Annotated in this window: 19 protein-coding genes and 1 other RNA gene; 12 read left to right on the top strand and 8 right to left on the bottom strand. The window is 59.1% G+C overall.

The genetic code is table 11. The features are described 5' to 3' along the window. The first annotated feature begins 11 nt into the window (after positions 1–11). The gene (gene ubiD / locus VD17_RS10560) at positions 12–1478 is read left to right on the top strand and encodes a 4-hydroxy-3-polyprenylbenzoate decarboxylase (protein WP_007899385.1); all 1467 of its coding nucleotides are present in this window, start codon (positions 12–14) and stop codon (positions 1476–1478) included. Next, positions 1478–2446, top strand: coding sequence for a CDP-6-deoxy-delta-3,4-glucoseen reductase (locus tag VD17_RS10555; RefSeq protein ID WP_046053784.1), 969 nt, complete (start codon positions 1478–1480; stop codon positions 2444–2446). The genes ubiD and VD17_RS10555 overlap by 1 nt, the downstream gene beginning before the upstream one ends. An 11-nt stretch (positions 2447–2457) precedes the next feature. Here the strand turns inward: VD17_RS10555 and VD17_RS10550 are convergent, their stop codons facing one another. Next, positions 2458–2934 (bottom strand): hypothetical protein, encoded by a 477-nt coding sequence (locus VD17_RS10550; protein ID WP_046053783.1) that lies wholly within the window; start codon positions 2932–2934, stop codon positions 2458–2460. Positions 2935–3285: 351 nt separating this feature from the next. On the opposite strand from VD17_RS10550, the gene VD17_RS10545 reads away from it, so the two are divergent. Then, the gene (locus VD17_RS10545) at positions 3286–3954 is read left to right on the top strand and encodes a gamma-glutamylcyclotransferase (RefSeq protein WP_046053782.1); all 669 of its coding nucleotides are present in this window, start codon (positions 3286–3288) and stop codon (positions 3952–3954) included. Here VD17_RS10545 and glpT read toward each other — a convergent pair. Beyond that, a complete protein-coding gene (glpT, locus tag VD17_RS10540; RefSeq protein WP_046053781.1) occupies positions 3930–5279 on the bottom strand; it encodes a glycerol-3-phosphate transporter in 1350 nt (449 codons plus the stop codon). The genes VD17_RS10545 and glpT overlap by 25 nt on opposite strands. 330 nt (positions 5280–5609) lie before the next feature. Between glpT and VD17_RS10535 the strand changes: the two genes are divergently transcribed. After that, positions 5610–6224: an energy transducer TonB gene (locus VD17_RS10535; RefSeq protein ID WP_046053780.1), complete on the top strand. Its 615-nt coding sequence runs from the start codon at positions 5610–5612 to the stop codon at positions 6222–6224. A 61-nt stretch (positions 6225–6285) separates the two neighbouring features. On the opposite strand, the gene VD17_RS10530 is transcribed toward VD17_RS10535, so the two are convergent. Continuing rightward, positions 6286–7263 carry an NADPH:quinone oxidoreductase family protein gene (locus VD17_RS10530; protein ID WP_046053779.1) on the bottom strand — a complete coding sequence of 326 codons (978 nt, stop codon included), beginning with the start codon at positions 7261–7263 and terminating at the stop codon, positions 6286–6288. 150 nt (positions 7264–7413) lie between these two features. On the opposite strand from VD17_RS10530, the gene VD17_RS10525 reads away from it, so the two are divergent. Beyond that, positions 7414–7821 (top strand): flagellar basal body-associated protein FliL, encoded by a 408-nt coding sequence (locus VD17_RS10525; RefSeq protein WP_046053778.1) that lies wholly within the window; start codon positions 7414–7416, stop codon positions 7819–7821. A 125-nt stretch (positions 7822–7946) separates the two neighbouring features. On the opposite strand, the gene VD17_RS10520 is transcribed toward VD17_RS10525, so the two are convergent. Beyond that, complete coding sequence (locus tag VD17_RS10520; RefSeq protein ID WP_046053777.1) at positions 7947–8399, bottom strand: EVE domain-containing protein; 453 nt, start codon at positions 8397–8399, stop codon at positions 7947–7949. Positions 8400–8600: 201 nt separating this feature from the next. Here VD17_RS10520 and VD17_RS32150 point away from each other — a divergent pair, with 201 nt between their 5' ends. After that, complete coding sequence (locus VD17_RS32150; RefSeq protein WP_185753129.1) at positions 8601–8753, top strand: hypothetical protein; 153 nt, start codon at positions 8601–8603, stop codon at positions 8751–8753. A gap of 34 nt (positions 8754–8787) precedes the next feature. Here VD17_RS32150 and VD17_RS10515 read toward each other — a convergent pair whose 3' ends face one another. The 4 genes from VD17_RS10515 to VD17_RS10505 all read right to left on the bottom strand — a co-directional run bounded on the left by VD17_RS10515 (position 8788) and on the right by VD17_RS10505 (position 10212). Next, complete coding sequence (locus tag VD17_RS10515; protein WP_046053776.1) at positions 8788–9393, bottom strand: 5-formyltetrahydrofolate cyclo-ligase; 606 nt, start codon at positions 9391–9393, stop codon at positions 8788–8790. 86 nt (positions 9394–9479) lie between these two features. Continuing rightward, positions 9480–9658, bottom strand: a non-coding RNA gene (gene ssrS / locus VD17_RS31535) — 6S RNA. 30 nt (positions 9659–9688) lie between these two features. Beyond that, complete coding sequence (locus tag VD17_RS10510; protein ID WP_007942435.1) at positions 9689–10006, bottom strand: cell division protein ZapA; 318 nt, start codon at positions 10004–10006, stop codon at positions 9689–9691. Next, positions 10003–10212: a TIGR02449 family protein gene (locus tag VD17_RS10505; protein WP_046053948.1), complete on the bottom strand. Its 210-nt coding sequence runs from the start codon at positions 10210–10212 to the stop codon at positions 10003–10005. The genes VD17_RS10510 and VD17_RS10505 overlap by 4 nt, the downstream gene beginning before the upstream one ends. Before the next feature lie 284 nt (positions 10213–10496). Here VD17_RS10505 and VD17_RS10500 point away from each other — a divergent pair, with 284 nt between their 5' ends. From VD17_RS10500 to VD17_RS10475, 6 genes are all read left to right on the top strand, one after another. Continuing rightward, complete coding sequence (locus VD17_RS10500) at positions 10497–11057, top strand: YecA/YgfB family protein (RefSeq protein ID WP_046053775.1); 561 nt, start codon at positions 10497–10499, stop codon at positions 11055–11057. A gap of 27 nt (positions 11058–11084) precedes the next feature. After that, positions 11085–12419: a Xaa-Pro aminopeptidase gene (pepP, locus tag VD17_RS10495; protein ID WP_046053774.1), complete on the top strand. Its 1335-nt coding sequence runs from the start codon at positions 11085–11087 to the stop codon at positions 12417–12419. Then, positions 12416–13603 carry a 2-octaprenyl-6-methoxyphenyl hydroxylase gene (gene ubiH, locus VD17_RS10490; protein WP_033060622.1) on the top strand — a complete coding sequence of 396 codons (1188 nt, stop codon included), beginning with the start codon at positions 12416–12418 and terminating at the stop codon, positions 13601–13603. The genes pepP and ubiH overlap by 4 nt, the downstream gene beginning before the upstream one ends. A gap of 66 nt (positions 13604–13669) precedes the next feature. Beyond that, positions 13670–14887: a 2-octaprenyl-3-methyl-6-methoxy-1,4-benzoquinol hydroxylase gene (locus VD17_RS10485; protein ID WP_185753137.1), complete on the top strand. Its 1218-nt coding sequence runs from the start codon at positions 13670–13672 to the stop codon at positions 14885–14887. A 231-nt stretch (positions 14888–15118) separates the two neighbouring features. After that, positions 15119–16123, top strand: coding sequence for an extracellular solute-binding protein (locus VD17_RS10480; RefSeq protein ID WP_046053772.1), 1005 nt, complete (start codon positions 15119–15121; stop codon positions 16121–16123). Between the two features lie 142 nt (positions 16124–16265). Next, positions 16266–17882, top strand: a complete 1617-nt coding sequence (locus tag VD17_RS10475; RefSeq protein ID WP_046053771.1) for an ABC transporter permease — start codon at positions 16266–16268, stop codon at positions 17880–17882. Positions 17883–17965: the final 83 nt, after the last annotated feature.

Below are 17965 nucleotides of genomic sequence, written 5' to 3'. Positions count from 1 at the left end.
GAGGCTCACGCATGCAGTATCGCGACTTGCGCGACTTTATCAGCGGTCTGGAAAAGCGCGGCGAACTCAAGCGCATCCAGGTTCCGGTGTCCCCAGTGCTCGAAATGACCGAGGTCTGCGACCGCACCCTGCGTGCCAAAGGTCCGGCCCTGCTTTTCGAAAACCCTACGGGTTATGACATCCCGGTGCTCGGCAATCTGTTCGGCACCCCTGAACGCGTGGCGCTGGGCATGGGCGCAGAAGCGGTCAGCGAATTGCGCGAGATCGGCAAGCTGCTGGCGTTCCTCAAGGAACCCGAGCCGCCCAAAGGCTTGAAAGATGCGTGGTCCAAGCTGCCGATCTTCCGCAAGATCATCGCCATGGCACCGAAAGTCGTCAAAGACGCGGTGTGTCAGGAAGTGGTCATCGAAGGCGACGACGTCGACCTCGCGATGCTGCCGGTGCAGACCTGCTGGCCGGGCGACGTCGGCCCGCTGATCACCTGGGGGCTGACCGTCACCAAAGGTCCGAACAAGGATCGCCAGAACCTCGGCATTTACCGGCAGCAAGTGATTGGCCGCAACAAGGTCATCATGCGCTGGCTGAGCCACCGTGGCGGCGCGCTGGATTACCGCGAGTGGTGCGAGAAGCATCCTGGCCAGCCGTTCCCGGTGTCCGTGGCGCTGGGTGCTGACCCGGCGACCATTCTCGGCGCGGTGACTCCTGTGCCGGACAGCCTCTCCGAATACGCTTTCGCCGGCCTGCTGCGCGGCAACCGCACCGAGCTGGTAAAGTGCCGTGGCAACGACCTGCAGGTCCCGGCGACCGCCGAGATCATCCTTGAAGGTGTGATCCATCCGGGCGAAATGGCCGATGAAGGCCCGTACGGCGACCACACCGGTTACTACAACGAAGTCGACAGCTTCCCGGTGTTCACCGTCGAGCGCATCACCCACCGGATCAAACCGATCTACCACAGCACCTACACCGGCCGTCCGCCGGATGAGCCGGCGATTCTCGGCGTGGCGCTGAACGAAGTGTTCGTGCCGATCCTGCAGAAGCAGTTCCCCGAGATCACCGACTTCTACCTGCCGCCCGAAGGCTGCTCGTACCGCATGGCCATCGTGACCATGAAGAAGTCGTATCCCGGCCATGCCAAGCGGGTAATGCTCGGTGTCTGGTCGTTTTTGCGACAGTTCATGTACACCAAGTTCGTTATCGTCACTGATGACGACATCAACGCACGCGACTGGAACGACGTGATCTGGGCCATCACCACGCGCATGGACCCCAAGCGCGACACGGTGATGATCGACAACACGCCGATCGACTACCTGGACTTCGCCTCGCCGGTTTCCGGCCTGGGTTCGAAGATGGGGCTCGATGCCACGCATAAATGGCCGGGCGAAACCACTCGCGAGTGGGGCCGGGTGATCGTCAAGGACGAAGCCGTTACCCAGCGGATCGATGCCATCTGGAATCAGTTAGGAATAGATTGATGCGTGTAACCTTGCAGCCCTCCGGAGCAGTGCTACAGATTCTGCCCGGCGAGCGGATTCTCGATGGCGCGCGGCGTCTGGGCTATGAATGCCCGCAAAGCTGTCGAAACGGCAATTGCCACGTGTGCGCCGCACTGCTGGTGGAAGGGCGGGTCGAACACGAAGGCGGTGTGCGTGACCATGGCGAGTTCTACACTTGCATAGCGGAGCCGCTTGAAGACTGCATCGTGCTGTGGGATGGCGTGCTCGCGCTGGGAGAATTGCCGGTGCGCAGCTTGTCGTGTCAGGTCATTGAATGCAGGGATGTCGGCGGCGATACCTGGCGTGTGCGTCTGCGAGCACCGGCCGGCAAGCCACCGCGTTATCACGCCGGTCAGTACTTGATGATCGAGCGCGAGAGTGGCGAGAAATCCGCGTTCTCCCTGGCCTCGGCACCGCATGGTGGGCGTGATCTGGAAATCCATGTGCTGGCGCGCGAAAGCAGTGCGCTGAGCCTGATCGACCAATTGCAACGCAACCCGATGGTGCGGATCGAAATGCCATTCGGCGACACCCATCTGGCGGAACTGCCGGACGGTCCGCTGGTACTGATTGCCGCGGGCACCGGCATGGGCCAGATCCATAGCCTGATCGAACATTGCCGTGCGACGGGCTTCAAACATCCGGTGCATCTGTATTGGGGCGTGCGTCGTCCTGAAGATTTTTATGCCATCGAGCATTGGGATGAATGGCTGAAACTGCCCAATCTATTCCTGCATAAAGTCGTCAGCGATCAATGCGGCTGGCAAGGGCGCTGCGGGATGCTGCATGAGGCGGTGTGTGAGGACTTCCCGGATCTGAAAGCCTTGCATGTCTACGCCAGCGGCTCTCCGGCCATGGTCTACGGCACGCTGGATGCTTTGGTCAACGCCGGGATGGACGCTCATCAAATGCGCGCGGATGTATTTGCGTACGCGCCTCGATCGTAGGGCGAACCGTTCTAGAAGCGCACCCCGGTCGTCACCATGGCGGCATTGAAGCCGAGAAACACCAGCTCGGCTGCCAACGGTCCGTAGTGTGCGCCTATTGAAGGAATGATCACCGGCGCGACGCCGAAGTGATTCAGGGGAATCTTGTCCTCAGACTTGCCGGTGTAACCTTGTAGCAAACCACCACTCAGTTTGACGTACACGGGATAGTCGGCGCTCTCGTAGCGTTTGCCCGCATACGCATAATATGAACGCTGGCTGAACGAATTGCGAAAAGTTGCGCCACCAAACAACCAACCGGACGCTTGCTCACGCTCAAGGCCGATGAGGTCCTGGTTGTTATTGTGGTCGGGGTCGTCGGAGTAGTGTTTGGTATAGACGCTGGTCTGCAAATACCAGGAGCCCGTGCCTTTCTCGGAGGGATCTTCTGCCCGCGACTGCTGCGCCATAAGCACCAGAAGTAATCCGTAAATCCATGTTTTTTTCATTGCTCAGGCCTGTAAGGCAGTTTGGCTTGCGCCTGTGGGTGGCCGTTATACGCAATACATACTGCAACGGACAGGCGGGAAAACTGAAGGATGTGTAGGAAGTTTCTCCTAAGTGGGCATTATCCTAGACGCGCTAATGCTTATGTATATTTCATTCTGGTATTTAAGAATTTTTCTAAATGATATTAGGGTATATGGGCAGGCCTTCAGCTTCGGCATTTGATTGCTTATGGCTGCTCCGGAAGGTCGACCGTCTCTTAGCACTTTTCGTTTTAGTATTACTGCTATATGTTCTATAACGTGAATGTTGCTTATATTTTGTAATGATTGCAGGGCCGAAATTTCATCGCCATGAGTGCCATTGAATCTTCTTTTTTGAATCTGGCTTACCCTCCGCGGCTCGATCTGGGGCCGCAGCTCACGCACGAACAATTGCTCAACTCGATGCAGTCGACGATGGCGCGCCACAAGGGCGGGCCGGTGTGGCTGTTCGCTTACGGTTCGCTGATCTGGCGTCCAGAATGCGCAGCGGTTGAGCGAGTGCGCGGTCGTGTGCATGGTTACCATCGCGGTTTGTATTTGTGGTCCCACGAACATCGCGGCACGCCCGAAGTGCCTGGGCTGGTATTCGGCCTGGATCGTGGTGGTTCTTGCAGCGGCTTCGCCTATCGCTTGCCTGAAGAACAACTTGAAGCGTCTCTTTACGCACTTTGGCAGCGCGAAATGCCATTCCCGTCCTATCGCCCACACTGGCTCAACTGCCGTCTTGAAGACGGAAGTCAGGTGCAGGCGTTGGGGTTTGTATTGGAACGACATCTGCCCAGCTATGCGGGCAACTTGCCGGATCACGTGCTGAGCCACGTGTTTGAAAACGCTTGCGGGCGTTACGGCACGACTCGCGATTATGTCGAGCAGACCGCCCACGCCCTGCGTAGCCACGCCATGCCAGACCGGAATCTGGAGGCGCGGCTCAAGCGCTGTAAATCAAAGGCTGATCAGGCGATTGCTTCGCGGCTCTGACTGGCGACGTTCTTGTGACCCAACGTGGGTGCCAGGAACGCCATCGCCAGCAGGCAGGCGACGACCAGCAGGATGAAGCCGCCATCCCAACCGAAATAGTCCACGGTGTAACCCATCAGGGCACTGGCCGCGACTGAACCACCCAAGTAACCGAACAGACCGGTAAAGCCCGCCGCCGTACCGGCAGCCTTCTTCGGCACCAGTTCCAGCGCTTGCAAACCGACCAGCATTACCGGGCCGTAGATCAGAAAGCCGATCGCGAACAGCGAGATCATGTCGATCATCGGGTTGCCCGGCGGATTCAGCCAATACACGATCGTCGCAACGGTCACCAACGCCATGAACACCATGCCGGTCAGGCCACGGTTGCCGCGGAAGATCTTATCCGACATCCAGCCGCACAGCAGCGTACCGGGTATACCTGCCCACTCGTACAGGAAGTAAGCCCACGAGGTCTTGTCGAAGTCGAAGTGCTTGACCTCTTTGAGGTAAGTCGGCGCCCAGTCCAGGATGCCGTAGCGCAGCAGGTAGACGAAGACGTTGGCCAGGGCGATATACCAGAGCATTTTGTTGCGCAGCACGTATTTGACGAAGATGTCCTTGGCGCTGAATTCTTCTTCGTGGCTGGCGTCGTAGCCTTCGGGGTAATCGTTCTTGTACTTCTCGATCGGTGGCAGGCCGGTCGATTGCGGCGTGTCGCGCATCACAATGAATGCAAACACGGCGACCAGCAGCGCCACGGCGGCCGGTACATAGAACTTGCTGTGCCAGTCGTTGAACCAGCCCATACCGAGAATGGCCAATGGGCCAATCAAGCCACCGCCAACGTTATGCGCGGTGTTCCAGACCGACACCACGCCGCCGCGTTCTTTCTGCGACCACCAGTGCACCATGGTCCGCCCGCTCGGCGGCCAGCCCATGCCTTGCGCCCAGCCGTTGATGAACAACAGGATGAACATCATGGTCACGCTGGACGTCGCCCATGGTGCGAAACCGAAAACGAACATCACCCCGGCAGATACCACCAGGCCAAAAGGCAGGAAGTAGCGCGGATTGGAGCGGTCAGACACGATGCCCATCAAAAACTTGGAAAGGCCGTAGGCGATTGCAATCGCCGACATCGCCACGCCCAGTTGGCCTTTTGTATAGCCTTGGGCGATCAGATCCGGGAACGCCAGGGTGAAGTTCTTGCGTAGCAGGTAGTAACCCGCGTAGCCAATGAAAATCCCGGCGAAGATCTGCCAGCGAAGGCGTCGGTAGGTGTTGTCTATTTTTTCTTCAGGCAATGGAGCCTGATGTGCGGCAGGACGAAAGAAAGCAAACATTCAAGAGCTCCAGATTTCTTGTTTTGACTGCGGATGCGAATGTTACAGTTTCGTTACCGAAAATAGCACCGGTTCGCATCGGCCAAATAGCGGAAACGCTGAAGATTGAATGTTCTTTTATGAACATGTCGCTCAGGTATAAATGCAGGGCGTTGTGGGAAACGTTACTTGCAGGTCTACATGCCGCATTTCGGTCCAGCGTAGGACAAGGCTTTGGGAAAGGTCCTTCGATTGAATGGGAAGTCGTGACGTTCAGTTCCCTGTCGTCGAGCCTTAACCTTTGCGCAGCTGCCAGCTCTGGCATTTCAGTTGCGAAGGGGGGGAGGAGTTATGCGGTGGTTTGCGTGTGTGCTTTTGTTGGTTGTGTCGGCCAGTGTTTGGGCCGAGGAAGTGTTTCTGATTCCGGAAAACAATCCCAAGCCGATTTACCCAAGGGCGCTTTTCAGGGCAGGCATAACGGGTGAAGTTCGGGTCAGGTTCACTGCCAATGCCGATGGGTCAGTCAGCAAAGTGAGCATTCTGCAAAGCGATCATCCTGATCTGGCCGACGCGACCCGGAAGGCGATAGCGCAGTGGCGCTTTAAACCATGGACGGTAGAAGGTGGCAAACCCGCCGAGCAGGAAGTGATTGCGCCGATGGTTTTTAGACTGGATCTGGATACGCCCATTCACACTAACCATTGGCTCAAACAGTTGAGATGTCGTGACCTCAATGAGGCATTGGTCGATTTTCCGGAGTACGCGTGGGTTGATTCAAAAGTGTTTGATTACACTCGCGCCTACCTGTCGAACGTAATTTATACGACACAGTTGCAGAATGAGCAGCGTCTGGCTTTGATTGCCAAACTGAATAAGCGGGTACCGAAAATCGTCAGAGACTGCCGGGCCAGTCCGGTTCGCAAATACATGAGTTTGCTGCCAGAGGAAATTCGGAAGTTGCTTTAGTCCCGGACAATAAAAAGCGGTCTGAACAACTTCATTTGAAGTCCAGACCGCTTTTTTGGGCTCAGCGAACCTGAACCACCACTTTCCCAACCGCTTTGCGCTGGCCAAGATCATTGATCGCCTGCGCCGCATTGCTCAGTGGATATACCTGCGACACCAACGGCTTCAACTTGCCCTCGGCAAACCAGCCAAACAATTGCTGGAAGTTTGCTGCGTTGTCTTGAGGCTGGCGCTGGGCGAACGAGCCCCAGAACACACCCAGCACCGCTGCACCTTTGAGTAGCGCAAGATTGACCGGCAATTCCGGAATGCGACCGCTGGCGAAACCCACCACCAGCAGACGGCCGTTCCATGCGATAGCGCGGATGGCTTGGTCGAACAGGTCGCCACCCACCGGATCGTAGATCACGTCGGCGCCCTGGCCGTCGGTCAGGCGCTTGATTTCGTCCTTGAGGCTGGTTTCGCTGTAGTTGATCAGCTCATCGGCGCCGGCAGCTTTGGCCACCGCGAGTTTTTCGGCGCTGCTGGCGGCGGCGATCACGCGGGCGCCCATGGCTTTGCCGATTTCCACGGCGGCCAGACCGACACCGCCGGAAGCGCCGAGTACCAGCAAGGTTTCACCCGGTTGCAGGTTGCCCCGTTGCTTGAGCGCGTGCATCGAAGTGCCGTAAGTCATGCTGAAGGCGGCGGCGGTGTTGAAGTCCATCGATGGCGGGATGGGCAGCACGTTGTAGCCCGGCACCGCGACCTGTTCGGCGAAACTGCCCCAACCGGTCAGTGCCATGACCCGATCGCCGACCTTGAGGTGGCTGACCTTTTCGCCTACTTCGCTGACCACGCCAGCCGCTTCGCCGCCCGGGGAAAACGGGAAGGGCGGCTTGAACTGATATTTGCCCTCGATGATCAGCGTGTCCGGGAAATTCACCCCGGCGGCGTGCACGTCCAGCAGGATTTCATTCTTCTTCGCGACAGGACTGGCGACGTCTTCCAGCACCAGCGATTCGGCAGGGCCGAAGGCTTTGCACAGCACGGCTTTCATCAGGGCTATTCCTTTGGGAGTGATGGCCGATAAGTGTAGGTGTGTGAGTCGATGGGTCAACGAGCATGCCCGGCCCTGATAGTCAGCCATAAGCTTGTGCTTGAGCGGCGGGTCGTTATGCTAGGCCGCAAACCGGATAAGGAGCGAATTGTGAAAGCGTGGATCATGTTGTTGCTGGCCCTGTCTCTGCCTGTGGCGGCGATGGCCGAAGAAGCCAAAGAAGGTGCAGCTCCGAAGGTCAATTACATCACCCTGAGCCCGCCGTTCGTGGGCAACTACGGGCTGGACGGGACGCCGAAGCTCAAGGTCTACAAGGCCGATGTGGCATTGCGAGTGACCGGTGATGAGGCGACCAAACTGGTGAAAGCCAATGAGCCGTTGATTCGTAATCAACTGGTGGCGTTGTTTGCCCAGCAGACCACTGAAGCGATGAACAACGTCGAGGCCAAGGAAAAGCTGCGTCAGGAAGCCCTGAAGCAGACCCAGCAAATCATGAACGACGAAACCGGCAACCCGGTGGTTGAGGATTTGTTGTTCAACAACCTGATCATCCAGTAAGACTTTTGTTGTCTGAGCCGGCCTCATCGCGAGCAAGCTCGCTCCCACAATGGATCTGCGTTCACCGAAGATCCCCGTGTGGGAGTGAGCCTGCTCGCGATGGCATTTTGTCAGGCAATTATCAATCAAGGCCTTAATGCAATCACCGCTGCCCATTGCTCGGCCGTCACCGGCATCACCGACAGTCGCGAGCCTTTCTGCACCAGCGGCATCTCGGCCAGCGCCGCCTGCTGTTTCAGGTAATCCAGCTTAAGCACCTTGGGAAACGTCTCGACATGCGCGACATCGATCGCGCTCCAGGCGTTTTTCTCTGCCGTGGCTTTCGGATCGTAGTAATGACTCTCCGGCTCCAGCGCCGTCGGGTCCGGATATGCGGCTTCGACAATCTTTCCGATCCCGGCGATCCCCGGTTCGGGGCAGCTGGAGTGATAGAAGAAAAACTCGTCACCCACGGCCATGGCCCGCAGAAAATTACGTGCCTGGTAGTTGCGAACCCCGTCCCAGCGCGCTTTGCCAAGCGTCTCCAGGCCCTTGATCGAGAGTTCGTCGGGCTCGGATTTCATCAGCCAATAAGCCATGGTTTTTGCTCCTTGCGAAGTGGGTGGGCAAGTTGTCAGGGAATTTTATGACAAACCGACGGTCGGTTGACGCCAGCGTTTGCGTGTCGGTTCACGTTGTCGCAGAATGCCGGCCTTCTAAGCTTGACGCTGCTGCACGGCCTACACCTACAACGGAAACCGCTGCTGTCATCGTGTTGATGTGCCTTTGGGGGGCAATCGATGAAACGCAAACCGGATTTACTATGGATTTTGGTTATTTTGTTCGGCCTCGGCGTCGTGACCACCGGCTATGCCCAAAGCCTGTGGAGCAACAAGACCGACGCTCCGATCGAAATCGCGCAGCAACAACAGCCGCCGGCCTTCAAACGCTGAAGCTGTCTTCGGACGCCGCTGATTCCAGTGGCGTCTAGCCGGCGAAATACCACGCCTTGTCTGTCACCGTTCCCTGTAACGGCACATCCCAGCTCGCTTGAGCCAATCGCTCGACCTTCTGACATTCATGGGCCAGCCCCAATAGCGTCGGCTTGCGCCAGTTTTTACGTCGTGCCAGGTACGCCAGGCTTCGATCATAGAAACCACCGCCCATGCCCAGGCGTCCGCCGACATCGTCAAATCCCACCAATGGCAACAGCACCAGATCGAGCGCCCAGACTTTGCGTTGCCGGGCGAGGTTGTGCCGGGGTTCGAGAATACGAAAGCGGTTGGGTTTCAGTTTTTCACCGGGGCGAATTCGCTGGAACACCATTTTGGTTCGTGGCCAGGCGCTGAGCACCGGCAGATACGTTGCCTTGCCTCGACGCTGAGCGGCACGCAGCAAACCACGCGGATCGATTTCACCGTCGGTGGGTAGATACAGAGAGATATGTTTTGCGCGGCGAAACAGCGGGTGCTGAGCCAATTGCGTGTACAGCCCGCGAGCGGCCTCGCGCTGCTGACTGGGTGTCAGTGCGCGGCGGGCCTTGCGCAGCATGCGTCGAAGTTGCGGGCGGGGCAGCAGCGCAGGTTCGGTCATGAATTCGGGCTTCGGCAGTGCGGGTACATAAAGCGTACCCGTAAAAAAGCCGATGCCGGTATTTAAACCGGCATCGGACTGGAATCAGGCTCCCCGGATGTACCGCTGTCGACTTAGCCCTTGAACCCGAAAGTTCAAGGTGGAAGATGCAGTAGGCTTTAAGGCTTTCCGTCTAGCGGACATGCACACCAGCCCAACGTGCAACCTCCAGGGTATAGCAAATCGGCTCAGGGACATCGCCAACTGGCAAGCACCCCAGGGAGTGATGCGAGTATACCCCAAGCGGTTTTGCGTTTCAGCCCTTGGTGACGTCCGGATCGGTTGCGAGCACCAGATCGACGCGATCCAGCAGGTCGCGAACCTGCTCTCGGGTCGATCCGCTGGCCTGCACATCCGGGCGTTCTTCCTTGTGCAGGAGATCGTGCGTGATGTTCAGGGCGGCCATCACGGCGATGCGGTCGGCGCCGATGACTTTGCCGCTGCTGCGGATTTCGCGCATCTTGCCGTCCAGGTAACGGGCGGCGCTCACCAGGTTGCTGCGCTCTTCCTGGGGGCAGATGATCGAATATTCTTTATCGAGGATCTGCACGGTAACGCTATTGCTTGAACTCATGAGTCTTGCTCCAGGGCCTTGAGCCGCGAAATCATTGATTCGACCTTACGCCGGGCGATTTCGTTCTTTTCAATGAGGTGAGCGCGTTCCTCGCGCCAGGTCTTTTCCTGAGCTAATAGGAGTCCGTTTTGACTCTTTAGTTGCTCGACGCGGGTAATTAGCAATTCGAGTCTGGTCATCAGCGCTTGCAGGTCGGTGTCTTCCATTGTGTCCACTGAATTGTGTCTGATGAGTGGCAGGGTCTGCACAAAACTGCCTGCGCGTCGATCATGCTGCGTTAAAAACAGGCTCGCAATGCTCATGTAGGGCCCTACAGTCGGACGCGACCCCGGCCGTTGCTCACCTGTTTTTTCATCTTGCATGATCGCCGCTCGGCGAGTTTTGTCCAGGCCCGTGCTTGCGGACAGCCTTTAATAGTCTTGGCGAGTCTGTCGATGTAGGATACAAGGCCTTCATTCTAGACATAGCGCCGTCTGGCGCCTAGCTGCCCATGCCCATTCAGAATTCCCCGTACCAAGCCTTCGCCAAACTGCTGACTTCCAGCGGTCATAACGTCTCGCCTGCCGAACTGCATGGCCTGTTGCTCGGCCGCAGTTGCGCCGGTGCCGGTTTCGATGCCGAAGGCTGGCTGATTGATGCCGCCGAACTGCTTGAAAGCGAGCCGCAGGACAATGTCCGCAACGCCTTGATCGGCTTGCAGGAGATGGTCAAGGGCGAGCTCACCGGCGACGACGTGACCGTCGTGCTGCTGCTGCCGACCGATGACGAGCCACTGGCTGACCGCGCCGCCGCACTGGGCCAATGGTGCCAGGGTTTCCTCAGCGGTTTCGGCCTGAACTGCCGTGACAGCAGCATGCTGAGCACCGAGGCCACCGAAGTACTTCAGGATCTGGCGGCTATTTCACAGGTGCAAGACGCCCTGGAAGAGTCCGACGACGGCGAAAGCGATTACATGGAAGTGATGGAGTACCTGCGCGTCGCGCCGCTGCTGCTGTTCACCGAAACCAGAAAGCCGGACGCGCCGGCTGCCGCCAAACCGTCGTTGCATTAATCGCGTGCCAGGGAAAGCCATCTGTCCATGATTCATATCCCGAAATCGGAATACAGCCGTCGCCGCAAGGCTCTGATGGCGCAGATGGAACCCAACAGCATCGCCATCCTGCCCGCCGCCGCCGTTGCGATCCGCAACCGCGACGTCGAGCACGTCTACCGTCAGGACAGCGACTTCCAGTACCTCAGCGGTTTTCCCGAGCCCCAGGCGGTCATCGTTTTGATGCCTGGGCGCTCACATGGCGAATACATACTGTTCTGCCGTGAACGCAACGCTGAGCGGGAGTTGTGGGACGGCTTGCGCGCCGGGCAGGAAGGCGCGATTCGCGACTTTGGCGCCGACGATGCCTTCCCCATCACCGACATCGACGACATCCTGCCGGGCCTGATCGAAGGTCGAGACCGGGTGTATTCGGCCATGGGCAGCAACCCGGAATTCGACCGGCACCTGATGGACTGGATCAACGTGATCCGCTCTAAAGCGCACCTCGGCGCCCAGCCGCCGAACGAATTCGTTGCCCTGGATCATCTGCTTCACGACATGCGCCTGTATAAATCGGCGGCAGAAGTGAAGGTGATGCGCGAAGCCGCACGGATTTCCGCCCAGGCGCACATCCGCGCGATGCAGGCCTGCCGTGCGGGGTTGCATGAGTTCAGTCTCGAAGCCGAGCTCGACTACGAGTTCCGCAAGGGCGGGGCGAAAATGCCGGCCTACGGTTCGATCGTCGCCGCTGGGCGCAACAGCTGCATCCTGCATTACCAGCAGAATGACGCGGTGCTCAAGGACGGCGACCTGGTATTGATCGATGCCGGGTGCGAGATCGACTGCTACGCCAGCGACATCACCCGCACCTGGCCGGTCAACGGCAAGTATTCAGCGGAACAGAAGGCAATCTACGAGTTGGTGCTGGCGTCGCAAGAAGCTGCATTTGCGGAAATCGCCCCGGATAAACACTGGAATCAAGCCCATGAAGCCACGGTCCGGGTGATTACCGCCGGTCTGGTGAAGTTGGGCCTGTTGCAGGGCGACGTCGACGAGTTGATCGCCAGCGAAGCCTATAAAGCGTTTTACATGCACCGCGCCGGCCACTGGCTGGGCATGGATGTGCATGATGTCGGCGAATACAAGGTCGGCGGCGAATGGCGTGTGCTGGAAGTCGGCATGGCGCTGACCGTGGAACCGGGCATCTACATTGCCCCGGGCAACCAGAACGTGGCGAAGAAATGGCGCGGCATTGGCGTGCGCATCGAGGACGACGTAGTGGTCACAAAAACCGGCTGTGAAATCCTGACCAAAGGCGTGCCGAAAACGGTCGCCGAGATCGAGGCCTTGATGGCCGCCGCGCGGACACAAGCGGCATGAGTCGAGTCAATCTGGCAATCATCGGTGGTGGTCTGGTCGGCGCCAGCCTGGCGTTGGCGTTGCAGGCCGGAGCCAAGGCTCGTGGCTGGAAGATCGTGCTGATCGAACCGTTTGCCCCCGGCGATACTTATCAACCGAGCTACGACGCCCGCTCTTCGGCGTTGTCCTACGGCGCCAAGCAAATTTATCAACGGTTGGGCGTGTGGCAGGAAATCTCCCGCCGCGCCGAGCCGATCAAGCAGATTCATGTGTCCGACCGTGGGCGCTTCTCCACCGCGCGATTGTCGGCGATGGAAGAGGGCGTTCCGGCGCTGGGTTATGTGGTGGAAAACGCCTGGCTCGGCCAATGCCTCTGGCAAGGTCTGGACAAGGACGTGATCAGCTGGCGTTGCCCGGCGGAAGTCACGCGCATGGAGCCGCTGATCGATGGCTATCGCCTGACCCTCAACGACGAAACCACTCTGGAATGCGATCTTGCGGTACTGGCTGATGGCGGCCGTTCCGGCCTGCGCGAGCAACTGGGGATCGGCATCAAAAAGCGTCCATACAACCAGAGCGCGTTGATTGCCAACATCACGCCGAGTGAAGCGCACAACGGCATGGCCTTCGAGCGTTTCACCGATGACGGGCCGATGGCCTTGTTGCCGTTGCCGGAAAACCGCTGCGCGTTGGTATGGACTCGATTGGGCATGGACGCGCAACGGCTGGCGGCCCTCGATGAAAAGAGTTTCCTCAGCGAGTTGCAAGGCGTGTTCGGTTATCGCCTCGGCACTTTGAAGCAGGTTGGCGCGCGGCATTTGTACCCGCTGACATTGATCGAGGCCGAAGAGCAAGTGCGTCCGCATCTGGCGATTCTCGGCAATGCTGCCCACAGCTTGCACCCGATTGCAGGGCAAGGTTTCAACTTGTCTTTGCGTGATGCTCAAGCGCTGGCCGATGCATTGCTGGCCAGCGAAACATCTCCCGGGGACTTTGCGACCTTGCAAGCCTACCGCGAGCGTCAGCGTCTGGATCAGAACCTGACCGTGGGCTTCTCCGATCAGGTCACCCGTTTGTTCGGCAGCACTCAACCGTTGGTTTCCCTGGGCCGCAACATCGGTCTGCTCGGTCTCGATCTGCTGCCGCCGGCCAAACGCTGGTTCGCGCGACAGGCCATGGGTTTGGGTACGCGTCCCGATGCTTAAGTGGCGGTCGGAAAATCCTTTTATAGGCGGCTCAAGCCGCCAGCGAGACAGGCTTAAAGCATGGAAATGCGCGCAGATCTGCTGATTGTCGGGGCCGGAATGGTCGGCAGCGCCCTGGCGCTGGCGTTGCAGGACAGCGGGCTGGAAGTCCTGCTGCTGGACGGCAGCCCCATGAGCGTCAAACCCTTCGATGCTCAGGCTTTGTTCGAGCCGCGAGTGAGCGCCTTATCGACTGCCAGCCAGCGGATTCTTGAACGTCTGGGCGTCTGGGACGGCATCGCCAATCGGCGCAGCAGCCCCTACACCGACATGCACGTTTGGGACGGCAGCGGCACCGGACAAATCCATTTTTCGGCGGCCAGTGTGCATGCCGACGTGCTGGGGCATATCGTCGAGAACCGCGTGGTTCAGGACGCCTTGCTCGACCGTTTGCACGACTGCGACCTCGGAATGTTGGCCAACGCGCGCCTGGAGCAAATGCGTCGTTCCGGCGATGACTGGCTGCTGACCCTGGCCGATGGCCGCACCTTGCGTGCCCCTTTGGTGATTGCAGCAGATGGCGCTAATTCCGCCGTTCGGCGCCTGACCGGCATGGCGACACGCGAGTGGGACTATATGCACCACGCGATTGTCACCAGCGTGCGCAGCGCCAAACCTCATCAACTGACCGCGTGGCAGCGTTTCACCGACAACGGTCCGTTGGCGTTTCTGCCGCTGGAGCGTGACGGTCAGCAGGATTGGTGTTCGATCGTCTGGTCGACCACGCCGAGTGAAGCCGAACGCCTGATGGCGCTGGATGACGAGGGTTTCTGCAAAGAGCTGGAGCGGGCCTTCGAAGGCCGATTGGGCTCGGTGCTCAGCGCCGACCCGCGTCTGTGCGTGCCCCTGCGACAGCGTCATGCCAAGCGTTATGTGGCTGAAGGATTGGCGTTGATCGGTGATGCGGCCCACACCATTCACCCATTGGCCGGGCAGGGCGTGAACCTTGGTTTTCTCGATGCGGCCGTGCTGGCCGAAGTGCTGTTGCAAGCGGCCACGCGTGGCGAGCGTCTGGCGGATGTGAAAGTGCTCAGCCGTTACGAACGTCGGCGCATGCCTCACAACCTGGCGTTGATGGCGGCGATGGAAGGCTTCGAGCGTCTGTTCCAGGCCGATCCGTTGCCGGTTCGCTGGTTACGCAATGCCGGGTTGAAGATGGTCGACCAGATGCCTGAGGCCAAGGCGCTGTTTGTGCGTGAGGCGCTAGGATTGACTGGGGAATTGCCGGCACTCGCCAAAGCCTGACATCTTCATTACGGCTGACGGCCCCATCGCGAGCAAGCTCGCTCCCACATTGGTTTTGTGAACACTGAAGATCCCCTGTGGGAGCGAGCTTGCTCGCGATGAGGCCGGTACATTCACCGCAAATTTCCCCCGGTGCAACATCTGGTAACTCCTCCGCGAACTGTTCGATTGAGAAGCTAAATGTGAGTCCATATCATTTGGCTTCAATTTTTCAATCGAGAGATCGCTCCCATGTTGGTACCGAAGCGTCTACTGACCGCACTCGCCCTGACCCTGATTGGCAGCACCGCAGCCCAGGCTGCTGACGAGGTGGTGGTTTACTCCTCGCGTATCGACGAGCTGATCAAGCCGGTCTTCGATGCCTACACCGCGAAAACCGGCGTGCAGGTGAAGTTCATCACCGACAAGGAAGCACCGCTGATGCAGCGGATCAAGGCCGAGGGCGAGAACGCCACCGCGGATCTGCTGCTGACCGTCGATGCCGGCAACCTCTGGCAGGCCGAGCAAATGGGCATCCTGCAACCGTTCACCTCCAAGGTGATCGACGCCAACATCCCGTTGCAATACCGCTCCTCCGCCCATGCCTGGACTGGTCTGAGCCTGCGGGCGCGGACGATCGCTTACTCCACCGATCGGGTGAAACCCGGTGAGTTGACCACTTACGAAGGTCTGGCCGACAAGAACTGGGAAGGCCGCCTGTGCCTGCGCACAGCGAAGAAGGTCTACAACCAGTCACTGACCGCCACCATGATCGAAGTCCATGGCGCCGACAAAACCGAGAAGATTCTCAAGGGCTGGGTGAGTAACCTGTCCACCGACGTGTTCTCGGATGACATCGCGGTGCTGGAGGCCATCAACGCGGGTCAATGCGACGTTGGCATCGTCAACACGTACTACTACGGTCGCCTGCACAAGCAGAAGCCTGATCTGGCGGTGAAGTTGTTCTGGCCGAACCAGGGCGACCGTGGCGTGCACGTGAACCTGTCGGGCATCGGCCTGACCAAACATGCCCCGCACCCGGAAGCGGCCAAGGCCTTGGTGGAATGGATGACCACCCCTGAAGCGCAGAAGATCTTTGCTGACGTGAACCAGGAGTTCCCGGCGAACCCTGCGGTTCAGCCTTCTGCAGAAGTGGCGAGCTGGGGCAAGTTTGTGGCTGATACGCTGCCGGTGGAAATCGCCGGCAAGCGTCAGGCTGAAGCGATTCGCATGATGGATCGGGCTGGCTGGAACTAAAGATCAAAAGATCGCAGCCTCGTTTCACTCGACAGCTCCTACATGGGCACGCCATCCCAATGTAGGAGCTGTCGAGTGAAACGAGGCTGCGATCTTTTTGCGTTATCCCTACACGTCACCATTTATCCGCGAGAGACCTTTCTTGGCCCACCCCGCTCAACGCCGCTGGTATCCCCTGGTCTTCGCCATCGCTGCGCTGGTCCTGCTGCCACTTAGCGTTTTGCTGTTGTCATGGCAAACCATCGATCATCAGATCTGGTCCCACCTCTGGGATACCCAGATGCCGCGCCTGCTGGGCAATACCCTGACCCTGGTGCTTGGCGTCGGTATTGGCGTGACGCTCTTGGGTGTGAGCCTGGCCTGGCTCACCAGTCTCTGCGAATTCCCCGGTCGACGTTGGCTGGACTGGGCGCTCATGCTGCCATTCGCCATTCCCGCCTACGTGCTGGCATTCGTCTTTGTCGGCCTGCTGGATTTCGCCGGCCCTGTGCAAACCCTGTTGCGCGAATGGTTCGGCACCGGCCTCAGGCTGCCGCGCGTGCGCTCCACCGGCGGTGTGATTCTGGTCCTGGTGCTGGTCTTCTATCCCTACGTTTACCTGTTGGCGCGAACTGCGTTCCTGGCTCAAGGCAAAGGCTTGATGGAAGCGGCGCGAGTCTTGGGGCAATCCCCGTGGCAAGCGTTCTGGCGAGTCGCGTTGCCCATGGCGCGCCCGGCCATCGGTGCTGGCGTGGCGCTGGCGCTGATGGAAACCCTGGCGGATTTCGGCGCGGTGTCGGTGTTCAATTTCGACACGTTCACGACGGCCATCTACAAGACCTGGTACGGATTTTTCAGCCTCTCCACCGCCGCACAACTGGCCAGCCTGTTGCTGCTGGTGGTGATGGTCGTACTGTACGGCGAGCGCCGTGCGCGCGGGGCCAACCGGGCGAGTAACGAACGACCACGGGTCAAGGCGCTTTATCACCTGCGCGGTTTCAAGGCGCTGGCAGCCATGAGTTGGTGCGGTCTGGTGTTCGCCTGCGCTTTCGTCATTCCAGTGCTTCAACTGATGGTGTGGTTCTGGCAGCGCGGGCGCTTCGACCTGGATGAGCGTTACGCGGGGCTGATCGTCCATACCCTGTACCTGGGTGGCATGGCGGCGCTGATCACCGTCAGTGTCGCTTTAGTGCTGGCGTTTGCCCGGCGCCTGGCCCCGACCCGAGCGATCCGCACCGGTATCAGCCTGGCCAACCTCGGCTACGCCTTGCCGGGTTCGGTGCTGGCGGTGTCGATCATGCTGGCGTTCAGTTACCTGGACCGCGAGCTGGTGATCCCGTTGTCGGGTTGGCTGGGCGGCGCCGGCAAGCCATTGCTGCTGGGCAGCCTGTCGGCGTTGTTGCTGGCCTATCTCGTACGTTTCATCGCGGTGGCTTATGGGCCGCTGGAAAGCAGTCTGGCGCGAATACGGCCATCTTTGCCCGAAGCGGCACGCAGCCTTGGCGTCAGTGGGCCACGACTGTTTTTCAAAGTGTATCTGCCGTTATTGCTGCCAGGAACGTTGAGCGCTGCGTTGCTGGTGTTCGTCGATGTACTCAAGGAAATGCCCGCGACCCTTCTGATGCGCCCGTTTGGCTGGGACACGCTGGCGGTGCGCATCTTTGAAATGACCAGCGAAGGCGAGTGGGCGAGGGCCTCTTTGCCGGCCTTGACTCTGGTTTTGGTTGGCCTGCTACCGGTCATCGGATTGATTCGACGTTCGGCGCATCGAAACGCCTAGGTGCCAGTCCTACACCTTGAGGCTACAATGCGCGGCATTCGGTGCGGTCCGTCCTACGGACCAGGTAGCTGAAATCGGCTGGA

It is taken from the genome of Pseudomonas fluorescens, from assembly GCF_000968015.1.
Taxonomy (GTDB): Bacteria; Pseudomonadota; Gammaproteobacteria; order Pseudomonadales; family Pseudomonadaceae; genus Aquipseudomonas; species Aquipseudomonas fluorescens_W.
Note: the sequence above shows the minus strand (reverse complement) of the source record. Positions and strands in the feature narration are given on the sequence as shown.